This window comes from Nocardia sp. PLKS1-43 (assembly GCF_059510335.1).
Map to the genome: position 1 here is coordinate 533278 of NZ_JCAJZQ010000005.1, position 13636 is coordinate 546913.

General features: G+C 67.4%; 14 protein-coding genes. 9 read left to right on the plus strand and 5 right to left on the minus strand.

Going from position 1 to position 13636, the window contains the following annotated elements:
- The first annotated feature begins 27 nt into the window (after positions 1–27).
- From allB to AC5WS7_RS21865, 3 genes are read left to right on the plus strand one after another with little or no spacing between them, the layout of a single operon-like run.
- Positions 28–1380, plus strand: a complete 1353-nt coding sequence (gene allB / locus AC5WS7_RS21855; RefSeq protein WP_495956389.1) for an allantoinase AllB — start codon at positions 28–30, stop codon at positions 1378–1380.
- A complete protein-coding gene (alc, locus tag AC5WS7_RS21860; protein ID WP_495956390.1) occupies positions 1373–2380 on the plus strand; it encodes an allantoicase in 1008 nt (335 codons plus the stop codon). Before allB ends, alc begins: the two co-directional genes overlap by 8 nt.
- A gap of 13 nt (positions 2381–2393) precedes the next feature.
- Positions 2394–2789, plus strand: coding sequence for an allophanate hydrolase-related protein (locus tag AC5WS7_RS21865; RefSeq protein ID WP_495956391.1), 396 nt, complete (start codon positions 2394–2396; stop codon positions 2787–2789).
- A gap of 487 nt (positions 2790–3276) precedes the next feature.
- On the opposite strand, the gene AC5WS7_RS21870 is transcribed toward AC5WS7_RS21865, so the two are convergent.
- On the minus strand, positions 3277–3573 hold the full coding sequence (locus AC5WS7_RS21870) for a hypothetical protein (RefSeq protein ID WP_495956392.1): 297 nt from the start codon (positions 3571–3573) through the stop codon (positions 3277–3279).
- On the opposite strand from AC5WS7_RS21870, the gene AC5WS7_RS21875 reads away from it, so the two are divergent.
- Positions 3563–3832: a DUF5666 domain-containing protein gene (locus AC5WS7_RS21875; RefSeq protein ID WP_495956393.1), complete on the plus strand. Its 270-nt coding sequence runs from the start codon at positions 3563–3565 to the stop codon at positions 3830–3832. The two genes, AC5WS7_RS21870 and AC5WS7_RS21875, sit on opposite strands and share 11 nt — an antisense overlap.
- Positions 3833–4184: 352 nt before the next feature.
- Entirely contained in the window at positions 4185–4418 is a 234-nt protein-coding gene (locus AC5WS7_RS21880) for a hypothetical protein (RefSeq protein WP_495956394.1), read from the plus strand.
- Between the two features lie 160 nt (positions 4419–4578).
- Here the strand turns inward: AC5WS7_RS21880 and AC5WS7_RS21885 are convergent, their stop codons facing one another.
- From AC5WS7_RS21885 to AC5WS7_RS21900, 4 genes are all read right to left on the minus strand, one after another.
- Positions 4579–5784, minus strand: a complete 1206-nt coding sequence (locus AC5WS7_RS21885; RefSeq protein ID WP_495956395.1) for an ROK family protein — start codon at positions 5782–5784, stop codon at positions 4579–4581.
- Positions 5785–6019: 235 nt separating this feature from the next.
- Positions 6020–7474, minus strand: a complete 1455-nt coding sequence (locus tag AC5WS7_RS21890; protein ID WP_495956396.1) for a sugar ABC transporter permease — start codon at positions 7472–7474, stop codon at positions 6020–6022.
- A gap of 23 nt (positions 7475–7497) precedes the next feature.
- Entirely contained in the window at positions 7498–8271 is a 774-nt protein-coding gene (locus AC5WS7_RS21895; RefSeq protein ID WP_495956397.1) for an ATP-binding cassette domain-containing protein, read from the minus strand.
- Position 8272: 1 nt separating this feature from the next.
- The gene (locus tag AC5WS7_RS21900) at positions 8273–9397 is read right to left on the minus strand and encodes a sugar ABC transporter substrate-binding protein (RefSeq protein ID WP_495956398.1); all 1125 of its coding nucleotides are present in this window, start codon (positions 9395–9397) and stop codon (positions 8273–8275) included.
- A gap of 238 nt (positions 9398–9635) precedes the next feature.
- On the opposite strand from AC5WS7_RS21900, the gene AC5WS7_RS21905 reads away from it, so the two are divergent.
- The 4 genes from AC5WS7_RS21905 to AC5WS7_RS21920 all read left to right on the plus strand — a co-directional run bounded on the left by AC5WS7_RS21905 (position 9636) and on the right by AC5WS7_RS21920 (position 13611).
- Positions 9636–10292, plus strand: coding sequence for a TetR/AcrR family transcriptional regulator (locus tag AC5WS7_RS21905; protein WP_495956399.1), 657 nt, complete (start codon positions 9636–9638; stop codon positions 10290–10292).
- Positions 10289–11914, plus strand: a complete 1626-nt coding sequence (locus tag AC5WS7_RS21910) for an MDR family MFS transporter (protein WP_495956400.1) — start codon at positions 10289–10291, stop codon at positions 11912–11914. The genes AC5WS7_RS21905 and AC5WS7_RS21910 overlap by 4 nt, the downstream gene beginning before the upstream one ends.
- A gap of 151 nt (positions 11915–12065) precedes the next feature.
- Positions 12066–12785 carry an ABC transporter permease gene (locus AC5WS7_RS21915; RefSeq protein ID WP_495956401.1) on the plus strand — a complete coding sequence of 240 codons (720 nt, stop codon included), beginning with the start codon at positions 12066–12068 and terminating at the stop codon, positions 12783–12785.
- Entirely contained in the window at positions 12778–13611 is an 834-nt protein-coding gene (locus AC5WS7_RS21920) for an ABC transporter permease (protein ID WP_495956402.1), read from the plus strand. The genes AC5WS7_RS21915 and AC5WS7_RS21920 overlap by 8 nt, the downstream gene beginning before the upstream one ends.
- Positions 13612–13636: the final 25 nt, after the last annotated feature.

Here is a 13636-nt window from a genome sequence, read left to right on the forward strand (position 1 = left end):
CCAACAGATACAGGAGCACCCGTGCCCATGAACGCACCGAACTCGCTCGCCGACAGCGTATTTCGCGCCCGCCGGGTGATCACGCCTGCCGGGGAACTCGCCGCGTCGGTGCTGGTCCGGGCGGGCCGGATCAGCGACATCGCGCCGTACGACGCGGTTTTCGGGGCACGAGAGATCGTGGACATCCCCGGCGACGCGGCACTGCTGCCCGGCCTGGTCGACAGCCACGTGCACGTGAACGAACCCGGGCGCACCGAATGGGAGGGCTTCGCCACCGCGACCCGCGCCGCGGCGGCGGGCGGTGTCACCACGCTGATCGATATGCCGCTCAACAGTATTCCCGCCACCGTCACCGTGGCGGCGTTGCGCGAGAAGCAGGAGGCCGCCGCGGGGCAGTGCAGTGTCGATGTGGGCTTCTGGGGCGGGGCGGTCGGCAGCAATCTCGCCGATATGGGCGATCTGGCGGATGCCGGGGTGTTCGGGTTCAAGGCCTTTCTGCTGCCCTCGGGCGTCGAGGAGTTCTGCCATCTGAACTCCGAACAGCTCGACGCAGCGGTGCGCGCCGTCGCCGAACTCGACGCGCTGCTGATCGTGCACGCCGAGGACCCGAACGTCATCGATGCCGCGCCCGCGCCGCACGGCCGCGGCTACGCCCCATTTCTCGCCTCCCGGCCCGCCGAGGCGGAGATCCGCGCCATCGCAACGCTGATCGAGCTGGCCGAACGGTATGACGCCCGGGTACACGTCCTGCATCTGGCCGCGGCCGACGCCCTGCCGATGCTCTCGGCGGCCCGGCATCGAGGCGTGCGCATCACCGTGGAGACCTGTCCGCACTATCTGTCGCTGTGTGCCGAACAGATCCCGGACGGCGCGACCGAATTCAAATGCTGTCCGCCGATCCGCGACCGGGCGAATCAGCGCGGTCTCTGGAACGGGTTGCGCGACAACGTAATCGACTGCGTCGTCAGCGACCACTCGCCGAGTACCGTGGCACTCAAACGTGCCGGTGACGGGGATTTCGGCAGAGCCTGGGGTGGGATCGCGGGCTTGCAGGTCGGCCTGCCCGCGGTCTGGACGGCCGCACCGGACTGGGTCGATCTGGTCGATCTGGCCCGCTGGACGGCCACCGGGCCGGCGGATCTGATCGGGCTGAACCGCAAGGGCCGCATAGCGATCGGCGCGGACGCGGACTTCTGCGTTTTCGCACCGCACGAGGAGTTCACCGTCGACGCGGCCGCATTACGGCACCGCAACCCGGTGTCGGCCTACCACGGACACACTCTGCGCGGCGTGGTCCGATCCACCTGGCTGCGCGGCGAACGGATCACCGACGGCCGTCCCCGTGGCCGCCTGCTGCAGAAACGAGGTAACGATGAGTGAGTGGTCGCGGCTTCCCGATCTGGCCGCCCGGCACAGCGGCGGCAGTGTCGTCGCCGCCAACGACGAATTCTTCGCCGAACGCGAGAATCTCATCAGAGACGAGCCGCCGGTGTTCCAGCTGCACACCTTCACCGCCAAGGGGCAGGTCTACGACGGCTGGGAGACCCGGCGGCGCCGGGACGGCAGCCCCGGGCCCGACTGGGCGTTGATCCGGCTGGGCATCGCGGGGGTTCCGGCCGGAATCATCGTCGACACAGCGCATTTCGCCGGAAACTATCCGCCGCGGGTATCGATCGAAGGTTGCGGCGCGCTCGGACATCCCTCGGTGACGCAGTTGCTCGAGGCGGATTGGCACACCCTGGTTCCGGTGTCCCCGATCGAGGGGGATGCGCGCAATTGCTTCGAGGTCGGTACGGACCGCCGGATCACGCATGTGCGGGTGAACATGCACCCGGACGGCGGCATCGCCCGGGTCCGGGTGCACGGCACCGCGGTGCCCGATCCGCAGTGGCTCGATGACATCCCCTTCGATCTGGCGGCCCTGCGCAATGGCGGGCGGGTGGTGGCCTGCAGCGACGGCTTCTTCTCGCCGCCGGACAACATGTTGCAACAAGGCCTTTCACGCTTCATGGGTGACGGCTGGGAGATGCGGCGGCGCCGGGACGACGGCAACGACTGGGCCACTGTGGCACTGGCCGCCGAGGCGGTTCCGACCGTACTCGAGCTGGACACCACCCATTACAAGGGCAATGCTCCGGCCCGGATCTCGCTCGACGGCCACACCGCCGACGGAGAACTCGTGGCCCTGCTCGATCCGGTCGCGGTGCAACCCGACGCACCGCACCGATTCCACCTCGCCGGGGACATCCCCGTACAGCAGGTACGGCTCAACGTTTTCCCCGATGGCGGCATCGCCCGCCTGCGCCTGTTCGGCCGGATCACCGACGCCGGGCGCAGGCGCCTCGAAAACCGTTTCGCCGAAACCACTTCCGGCCGATGACGAGGGAGACGCCATGGTTCTGATGTTCCTCAACGGTGACGGTATGCGCGGCGGTCGCCTGAACGCGCTGCTCGACGGCGCGCCGCTGCTGCGAACCGCGCGCAGCGCCGCGAAGTACCGCTTCTACTCGGTCGGCGACCGCTTCCCCGCCATGATCGCCGCCGCCGATGGCCGCTCGGTCATCGGCGAGGTGTACGACGTGCCGCTGGAAGTATTGCGGGACAGGCTCGTTCCGAATGAGCCGCCCGAACTCGAACTCGGACTGATCGAACTCGAGGACGGTACCGCCTGCCTGGCGACGGTCCTGCGCGCGAATCTGCTCGGCTCGCCCGAACTCATCGATATCTCCGATATCGGCGATTGGCGCGCCTACCGATCCGAATCGGCCCCGGGACAACCGGACCCGTGAACCGGACTGCGCACCACACATCGCGGATATGTCAATTGCCTTGCTGATATGGCATATACGTGACGGAACTCGCTTGGGTGCTCGCCTGCATCAGCGCGCTGATCGCAGCGATGCCCAGCACTCTGCCACAACCCGCGCCATACGGCGTTCAGCCGCAGCAGCAATTCCATCCTCAGCAGTCCGGCCAATTCCCGCCGCACGTATCGCCCGCCGCCTTCGCGGCACCGCAGCAGCACACCCCGCAACATCCCGGATGGCAGCAGCCCGTTTCCCGGCAACCATCGCAGTTCTCGAATCTCACGCAGTCTCAGGAACAACCGCCGATCCAGGCCGGCCCGACACCGGGTACAACACCTCCCCGCAAGCGGTCGCGCCATATACTCCTCCCCCGCAGGGACCGCAGAACTGAGTCTTCGACTACCGGAGTCCGCCTGATTCGTTGCGGCGACTGCCGGACCACGCCCGCTTCGATCACCTCCCAGCAGGCTCACAGCAGGTCCTGGAGGTACTGCCAGCGAGCGCGGAGGAAGCTCACAGCGGCGCCCAATACCGTTGCCGCCATGACAAATTCGATACTTTCCACGGAATCCGCCACTTCCTCTCGGCGGCGCAGGATCACGCTGGTCATCGGCACTACGGGGCTGGCCGTGGCGGTTGTGGCGGGGGCGAGCGCGTGTGGTTCGTCGGGAGGTTCCAGTTCGGCGGCGTCGCCGTCCGCGCCGGCATCGAGTTCGGCGAAGGCGGGTAAGGGAATGGGGCGCGGACATGGGGTGATGGGCACCATCGCTGCGGAGAACGCCGATACCTGGACGCTCACCGAGAAGGACGGGACCACCGAGACCGTCACCATCACCCCGCAGACCACCTTCGGCAGCAAACGGAATCCGGCGCAGAGGTCGCAGTTCACGGTCGGCGAGAAGGTGGTCGTGCGCGGTCGGGAGTCCGGGACCACCATCACCGCCACCTCGATCATGCAGGCCGAAGCGCGCCCCGCCACGACCTCGCCGTCCGCCTCCGGCACTCCTGCTCCCACCACCAACTGATCCGTCGTTCCGGTAGCCGCGCACTCCCGGCCACCGGAACGCATTCCGGCCGCGATGCACGACATCTTCTGCGCGGCAGACACTTTCGACGGCAGCGAGCACCGCGACTCCGCGGTTGGACGGTGAGTGCGGCGCTGCCGATCGGTGGCGCCGCCCCAAGTTGCCGGTCCGCACCGCCGACTCCGCGCAGCCCGGCCCCGGTGCCCCGATCCGGCCCCGCTCGCTGCGGTTCTCACAGCTCACACCTAATCTCCACCTACTCGCAACACATGCTCGATGGCGAAGCTCTCCTGGTCGGTCCGCCAGTGCGGGCCGGCGGATCGGACACCGTCCGGCGAGACAAGGAGATGCGATGCGAATCAAGTCGAGGTTGGCAGCGGGTGTGGCGGCGGGTGCCGTCGCGTTCGCGCTGGTGGGCACGGGTGCGGGTATGGCGAGTGCCGCTCCGGCTCCGCAGCAGAACCCCGCACCGAACGGGCAGTGCGCTCCGCCTGCCGGCCACCCGCAGGGGCCTGCGCCCAGCAACCACCAGAAGCCGCCGGGCAACCCGCCCGCGGGCAAGCCGCCCGCCTGCCCGCACAAGTAGTTCTGCGCGGGAGATGAGGGCTGCGTAGAAAGACGATGTGCGACACGGTCCCATGCCCGTTGTGCGGGCATGGGACCGCGCGCATCGGCGTCCCCCTCCGGGCGATCGGCCCGGCGGGAGGTAGTTCCGGGGCCGGCGGCGAATCCGGCCCGCGATGTGCTCACAACGAGGCGAGCACATCCTCGAAAGCCGCCTCGGCGGCTCCGAGAAGTTTGAGATCCGGTCCGAGAGAGGACTTCTCGATCCGCACACCGCCGAGCGCGCGGCTGACCATACTGCGCTCGCGGACATCCCGCTGAACCCGCTGCACCACCGCTTCGGGCAGGATCGCGAACAGGTCGCCGAGCACCACCAGCTCCGGCCCCAGGATGTTGACCACGTTGATCAACCCGAGGATCAGCCAGTCGACGTAATCGCCGAGCCTGGCCACCGGATCCGAATCCCGTTGCAGCTCACGCAGTTCCGCTACGATGGCCCCTCGCGGCACCGACTCGGCCAAGCCCAGCGCGCGGCGCAGGGCGAGTTCGCCGACCTCGGTCTCCCAGCAGCCCGAGTTACCGCAGTGGCAGACTCGTCCGCCGGGATGCACTGCCATATGGCCGATTTCGCCCAGATAGCCACCCGAGCCGCGCAGCAGCCCGCCCTGGGCGATGATGCCGCCGCCGACGCCCACATCCGCGGATACGAATACCGCGTCCGACGCGCCGCGCCCCACCCCGCGCACGTATTCGGCCAGCGCGCCCAGTTCGGCGTCGTTGCCCACCACCACCGGAACGCCCAGCACCGTGCCCATCCGCTCACCGAACGGCACATCCTTCCAGCCCAGATTGGACGAGTCGTGCACCATTCCGTCGGCGCGACGCACCACACCGGGCACCGAGATCCCCGCCGCCACCGGATGCAGATCCAGATCCTGGGCCAGCAGCGCCGAGGATTCCGCGACGTGGGTCACCACCTCGTCCGGATCCCGTTGCCGCCCACGCAGATTCCAGCTGTTGCGGCCCAGGATCTGGCCGCCCAGACCGACCAGCGCGATCCCCGCGTGCTCGACCTGGACGTCCACCGCCAGCACCACCGCCGCCTGTGCCTGCGGCAGCACCAGCAGCGAGGGCCGTCCGGCGCCCTGCGGCAGCCGCGGCACCCGCTCCTCCACCACACCGTCCCCGGCCAAGCCGTCGACCAGCATCTTGATGGTCGAGCGGTTCAGGCCCAGTTCGGTGGCCAGCGCCGCGCGTGTGGCCGGTCCGCCGACGTGCAGGATCCGCAGCAGCGAGGCGCGGTTGAACTTGCGCACCTCGTCCGGCCGCGCAACGTTCATGCCCGCGGCCTGACGCTCTGTGGCACGGCCGTGCGCCGAATGCGCCACGCCGCCGACTCGTTCGAGCGCCCATTCACGGCTGCACCGCGCCCGCGCTTCGGCTCCGTCGTGTGCGACGCGACCGGCGACCTCGACACCCGATTACTCCCTCTCACCCGTTCCGGCCCGGTCCGGCCGAATGCCATCGCTGCGCTCCCGAGCGGCGGGCCGCCGGTACGACGGTGTCCGGAATATTTCCGGACACCGTGCACCGCGGGGACATTCGGCCGTTCCGCCGCTCGTCTCATCGGCCCGTCGCGGCGGCCCTGCGACGAGACAGCGCATCGACCGTCGCCGCCAGCAGCAGGACCAGGCCGGTGACCACCGATACCACGGCGGCCGGCTGGCGCAGCAGGCCCAGGCCGTTGGAAACCACCGCGAGCACAGTACCGCCGATCACCGCGTCGGCGATCCGGCCCTTCCCACCGAAGAGGGAGGTACCGCCGATCACCGCCGCACCGACCGCGAACAGCAGCGTATTCAGCCCACCGGCCTGTGGATCGACCGAACCGACCTTGGAGGAGTACACGATCGCACCCACCGCCGCACAGCCCGAGCTGATCACGAACACACTCGACCGCAACTGCGTGACGTTGATGCCCGCACGCCGCGCGGCCTCCCGGTTCCCGCCGATCGCGTAGAGGTGCCGCCCGTATGTGGTGCGGTTCAGCACATACGTCCCGACCACCAGCAAGACCAGCACGATCGGCACCACGTACGGCACCCCGGAGATCTTTATCAGCGAGCTCGGCGACCGGTTCACCGACATGAACGCCGTCGCCACCGCGGCCAGGACCGTCAGCACCGCCACCTTGCCGATCACCAGCGGAGTCGGCTGGGTCACCAAACCCTTACTGCGCCTGCGGAAATGCCCGAACAACGTCACCGCGCCGTAGCCGCCGGCGCCCACCACGAACAGCACCCAGCTCCACAGCACCGACAGATTGCCGTTGGCCACCGCGTCCAGAACGTGCGAGGAGCTGATACCCAGCACACCGCCCTCACCGATCAACTGCAGGATCGCGCCCTGCCAGGCCAGGAACAGCGCCAGCGTCACCACGAACGACGGCATCCCGATCTTGGAGATCAGGAATCCGGTGATACAGCCGATGGCGGTGCCGACGCACACCGCCAACAGCATCTCGATCCACGGATTGGCGTGGAAGCCCACCACCGTGATCACCACCCCGAGCAGCGACATCGCCACCCCGGGCCAGATCCGCAGCAGCCCCGCCAGCACCGCCGCGAGCACCAGCAGCCCGTTGAAGATGAAGAAGACGGTATTTCCCATGCCCGACAACAGATTTCCGTTGTCGACATAGTGCATCGCCAGGACCGCCCCCGCCACACCGGAGGCGGTGCCCGCCGACAGATCGATCTCACCCAGCAACAGCACGTAGACGATGCCCATCGCGATGATGGTCTGCCCGGCCCCTTGGGCGAGCAGATTGGCGATGTTGTTGAGTGAGAGGAATACATCCGACAGCGAGCTGAACAGGATCACCAGCACCACCAGACCCAACAGCGCCGGCAGCGAACCGATCTCGCCGCCCCTCACGCGGGCAAGATAGGAACGCACGGCCTCCGCCGTGGATACGGTGGTGGTGTCGATGCCGAAATCGGCGATCGCCGTCCGGTCCCCGGTGGCGGACTCGGGGCTCTCTCCGCCACCCGCTGTCTCCGCCGAAACTTGCGTCATCACAACTGCTTTCGATTAACCTGCTACAGCACCGCGGCGTCCGGCCGGGCCAGGCCCAACTCGCCGGAACGTCCCGCGGTGATCAATTCCACGACCTGGTTCTGGGTGACCTCCGAGGTCCGCACCTGCGCGGCCATCCGGCCCAGGTACAGCACCGCGATCCGATCCGCCACCTCGAATACGTCGGCGAGGTTGTGGCTGATCAGCACCACACCCAGCCCCTGTTCGGCGAGCCGGCGCACCAGATCGAGCACCTGGCGGGTCTGCGCCACCCCGAGGGCGGCGGTCGGCTCGTCGAGCAGAACCAGATTGCTGTTCCACAGCACCGATTTCGCGATCGCCACGGTCTGCCGCTGTCCACCGGACAGCGACGCGACCGGGGTGCGCACCGATTTCACGGTGCGCACCGACAGCGATGCCAGGGTGCGCCGCGCCGCATCCTCCATGGCGGCCTCGTCCATGAACCACGGTTTTCCGCGCTCGCGGCCCAGGAACATGTTCTGCACGATGTCGAGATTGTCGGCCAGCGCGAGGTCTTGATAGACCACCTCGATGCCCAGTTCCGCGGCGTCCTTGGGGCCGTGCAGGTGCACTTCCTCGCCCCGGAACTTCACCGATCCCGAATCCGAACCATGGATTCCGGCAATGCATTTCACCAGCGTCGACTTGCCCGCGCCATTATCGCCGACCAGCGCGGTCACCTCGCCCGCCGGAGCGGTGAATTCGACGTCGTGCAGAACATGAACCGCACCGAAGCTCTTGTTGAGCCCGGAGATCTGCAGCAGCGGCTCGCTCATCTCAGGAAATCCCCAACTGGGTGCAGACCGAGGCGACATCGCCCGAGCACAGATCGCTCGCCTTGACGTAGCCCTTGTCGACGACCACCTTGACCTGATCGCGGGTGGTCGACTGCGGTTCCAGCAGAACCGATTTCACGGTCCGGTTGCCCTTGGGATCCTGGGACGTGCCGGTCGCGATGGCGTCCGCGGCGGCCTTGTCGCCCTTGGCCAGTGCCGCGGCGAGCTTGGCGGCGGAGTTCGCCTCCTCCTCGATCGGCTTGAACACGGTCATGTACTGATCACCGCGCAGCACCGCCTTCAGGCCGTCGGTGGTCGCGTCCTGACCGGTCACCGGCACCTTGCCGTTGAGGCCGTTCTTCTTGAGCACCGTGATGATCGCCCCGGCCAGGCCGTCGTTGGCCGCGACGACGCCGTCGATCTTGTTGCCGTTACCGGTGAGCAGCTGCTCGAAGACCTGGCCGCCCTTCTGGTTGTCCCAGCCGTCGATCGCCTGGCTGGCGACGAGTTTCAGCGCGCCGGAATCGTAGAGCGGCTTGAGCACCTGCTCCTGGCCCTGGTGGAACAGCGTGGCGTTGTTGTCGGTGGGCGCACCCTCGACCTCGATGACCTGCGCACCCGGCTTGGCCTTGAGCGCGTCGGCCAGATCCTGCCCCTGCAGCGCGCCGACCTTCACGTTGTCGAAGGAGACGTAGTAGTCCGAGGAGCCGCCCAGGTTCAACCGGTCGTAGTCGATGGTGGGGATCCCGGCCTTGTGCGCCTTGTTGGCGACCGCGTTGCCGACCTCACTGTTGATCGAGGCGATGACCAGAACCTTCACCCCCTTGGCGATCATGCCGTCGGCCAGCGTGCTGAACTTCTGCACATCGCCCTGCGCGTTCTCGACGTCGGAGTCGAATCCCTGTGCGCTCAAGGCCTTCTGCAGCATCGGGCGGTCGAATCCCTCCCAGCGGGCCGAGGTGGCGGTCTCCGGCAAGATCACGCCCACGGTCCCGTTCTTGCCTCCCCCGCTGCCGCCCGAGCTGGTGGAATTTCCGCCGCTGCTCGCGGAATTGGATCCGCAAGCGCTGAGGGTCAGGAGGCCGGCCAGCGCGACAGCCACCGCCCCATACTGTTTCATCCTCATCAGGTGAACCTTTCGAGCCGACGGCATTCGTCGCCGGGCTCGGGTAGGGACCGGGCGACGAGTGCCATATGTTGTAGGCAACAACATATGGCACCGAACCCGCGATGGAGGTCACAATTCCGCAACGGTGTGCCGCAGCTCACGCTCTCCATCCATGGTGACACGCGGGCGGCGAATGTAATCCGCCTCACACGAATTGCACTTTCTGAAATTTTGCAGTTTGTGCTACTTTTCTTCCATGTCGCTGTTCGAGTACGAGGCGCCGGCCGTGGGGCTGCGGGAGCAGAAGAAGTACCAGACCCGGCTCGACCTGTGCCGGGCCGCGCGGCGGTTGGTGCTGGAGCGAGGGCTCGATGCGACGACGGTGGAGGACGTCGCCAAGGCGGTCGGGGTCTCGCCGCGCACGTTCTTCAACTACTACGAGACCAAGCTGGACGCGGTGGTCGGGCCGGTCGGAGATGTCGGAACTCCGCAGGCGCGAGCGCAATTCGTCTCCGGCGGGCCGACCGGAGTACTGATCGAGGATCTGATCCAGCTCTACGCCGCCGGATTCGACGCCGATAATCAAATGCACGAAGCTATTTCGCAGATGGGCGAAATCTGCCGAGCCGAGCCGCGCGTGCTGGCGGGCTTGGTCGCCGCGGGCGCGACGTACGAAGGCGCCATCGCGGACCTGTTGTCGGCACGGGCCGGCGAGGACCTGTCGCCCGAATTCGCCTCCTTCACAGCGACATTGATGTCCACGCTGGCGACCCGCGCGGCGATGGAGGTCGGCCAGCATCCGGACCGGTCGCTCAGCGCGACGCTGCACGACTACTGCGCGATGGCCACTCGGCTGTTCGCGCCGACCGCCGCACACACCACCGAGACCACCGATGACAGGAGACGGGGATGACCACACCGGTGCAAGCTCCACCGCCGATCGTGTTGACGCAGAAGCGAATCTGGCTGATCTTCTCCGCGCTGATCGCCGGAATGTTCCTGGCCGGGCTGGATCAGACGATCGTCGGCACGGCGATGCCCACCATCGTCGGCCACCTGGGCGGGGTGAAGTACATGGCCTGGACCGCGACGTCCTACCTGCTCGCCACCACGATCGTGATGCCGGTCTACGGCAAGTTCGGCGACATGTTCGGCCGGCGCTGGCTGTTCCTGTTCGCGATCGCGGTCTTCACCGCGGCCTCGATCGGCGCCGCGATGTCCACGGGCTTCTGGGAATTCGTGGTTTTCCGCGGGCTGCAGGGCGTGGGCGGCGGCGGTCTGATGATCCTGGCGCAGGCCATCATCGCCGACGTGGTGCCCGCGAAGGATCGCGGTAAGTACATGGCGCCGATGGGTGCGATCTTCGGCATCACCTCGGTTGCCGGTCCATTGCTGGGCGGACTGTTCGCCGACCACCTGGGCTGGCAGTGGTGCTTCTGGCTGAACGTGCCGATCGGGCTGGCGGCGCTGGTGATCGCCGCGCGCTACCTGACGATTCCGAGCCACCGGCCCGAGACCCGGCCGGATTACCTCGGCGCCGTGCTGATGTCGTCCGCGACCGCACTGCTGATCCTGATCACCGATTGGGGCGGTAAGCAATACGCGTGGGGTTCGGCGACGATCCTGGCGATGATCGCGGCTCTGGTCGTCGTGATCGGCGTCTTCGTGGCCGTGGAGGCCCGCGCGCAGGAGCCGATGTTGCCGCTGTGGCTGTTCGGCAACCGGACGTTCGTGCTGACCTCGGCGATCGGGCTGATCGTGGGCCTGACCATGTTCGCGGCGCTCGCGTTCCTGCCGACGTATCTGCAGATGGCGACCGGTGTTTCGGCATCGGTCTCCGGGCTGCTGCTGATCCCGATGATGGTCGGCATGATGCTGACGCTGATCTCCTCGATGGGCGTGATCACCAAAACCGGCCGGTACCGGGCCTTTCCGCCGATCGGCGCGCTGCTGATGATCGCGGGCATGCTGTGGCTGACCCAGCTCACCGCGCAGACCTCGATGTTGGTGGTGGGCGCGCAGCTGTTCGTCATCGGCGCGGGCCTGGGCCTGATCATGCAGATCATCGTGCTGGTGGTGCAGAATGCCGTGGAGCCCGGCCAGATCGGCACCGCGACCAGCGCCAACAACTACTTCCGGGAAATGGGCGGAGCGATCGGCGTCGCGATCTTCGGCTCGATCTTCACCAACCGGCTGACCTCGGGCCTGACCGACGCGTTCACCTCGCACATCCCCGAAGTCATGTCCTCGCACCTGAATCCGGGAAACCTGGTGCCGTCGGTGGTCAAGCATCTGCCCGCCGATCTGCACGACGCGATCGTCGGAGCGTACGTGCACGCGCTGGTTCCGGGATTCTGGTACATCATCCCGGGCGCGGTGCTGGCCTTCGTGCTGGCGCTGTTCATCCCGCACATGGAGCTGTCCGACGAGGCCGGCATGATCGCCCGCGGCGAAGCGGTCCTGGCGGACTCGCCCGAGGCGGCCGACTCCGCCGAGAAGCCGGGTCAGGACCCGAAGCTCGTCACCGAGCACTGACTCGGCGGCCGGGTGTGACACAGTATTGTGTAACACCCGGTACCGGCCGTAGCGTTGAATGGTTGTGCGCGCCGTTCCAGGGGTTTATTGGCGACTGGCGGAAGCAGGGTTCCTCCGGCAGTGGCACTACCGGCTCGCCATGTTCGCGGGCATGGTCACGAATGTGGTGTTCGGGCTGGTCCGTGCCGCGGTGATGCTCGCCGCCGTCCGGGCCAGCGCCGGATTGGGCGGCTACACAGCCGATTCCATGGGCGCGTACGTCTGGCTCTCACAGGGGCTGCTGGGCGCGCTCGGCGTCATGGGACCGCCGCTGGACATCGCCGAACGGATTCGCAACGGTGACGTCGCGGTCGATTTCCTGCGCCCGGTGGATATCCAGTTCTCTTATCTGGCAACCGATCTGGGCCGTGCGGCATGCACCCTGCTGCTGCGCGGCGCGCCCAGTGTCGTGGTGGGGCTCGCGGTCTTCCAGCTCACCCTGCCGCACAGCGCGTGGCCGTATCTGCTCGGCACGCTGAGCATCCTGCTGGCGGTGACGATCTCGTTCCTGCTGCTGTTCGCGGTCTGTCTCACCGGATTCTGGGCCGTGGAGACCCGCGGGGTCCGGCTGCTCTACCAGATCGTGGCGACCTTCCTGGCCGGGCTGTTCGTCCCGGTGCACCTGTTCCCCGACTGGTTGCGCACCCTGGCCGGACTCACGCCGTTCCCCTCGCTGCTGCAGGCGCCCATCGACGTGGTATCGGGCCGCGCGGTCGGTTCTCAGGCGCTGGGAATCCTTGCCGTACAGCTATTCTGGGTAGTTGTCGCGGTTCTCCTCGGCCGGACCCTGCTCCGCGCGGGGCGGCACAAGCTGGAGGTGCAGGGTGGCTGAACTGCTCGACGCCGCCCGGAAATCGGGCACGTGGTTCACCCCCTACAGTGCGGTGCTGCGCTCCCGGATGCGATCGCAGCGCGCCTACCCGCTGTCCTTCGCCGCCGATATGCTCTCCTCCCTGCTCGTCGGAGCGGTGGAATTCGCCGAGGTGTGGGTCATCTACCACAATGTGCGCGTGCTCGGCGGGCTCGGCATGCACGCGATGCTGCTGCTGTTCGGCCTGTCCAACCTGGCCTTCTCGCTCGCCCAGATCCTGGTCGGGCATACCGACACGCTGCCGACCTACATTCGCGCGGGCACCTTGGACGCCTTCCATCTGCGCCCGCAGCCGCTGCTGCTGCAACTGATCACCAGTGACATCTCGCTGCGCCGGGTGGCGCGCGCGGGCGTGGCCGCGACGGTACTGGGCATCGGCGTCGTCACCGGCGACATCCACTGGACCGCAACAATATTCATCCTCATGGCGGTGTCGCTCCTGACCGGGACGGCGATCTTCGCCGGGCTGTTCGTCTGCGCGGCCGGTCTGCAGTTCTTCCTCGTCGACGGCTCCGAGCTGACGAACAGCTTCACCTATGGCGGGGCATTCGCCGCACAGCAGCCCACCTCGGTGTTCGGCCACCCGCTGACCCTGCTGTTCGGATTCACGGTGCCGGTGTCCTTCGTCGCCTATCTGCCCACGATCGCGCTGCTGCGCCTGCCCGGCCCGCAGTGGCTGCCCGCATGGCTGGCATGGGCGAGTCCGATTGCGGCAGTGTGGGTCTGGGCCATCGCGCTGCTGTGCTGGCGCTCGGGAGTACGGCACTATCAGGGAGGCGGTGGATAGCAGTGTCCATCGAGATCACCGATTT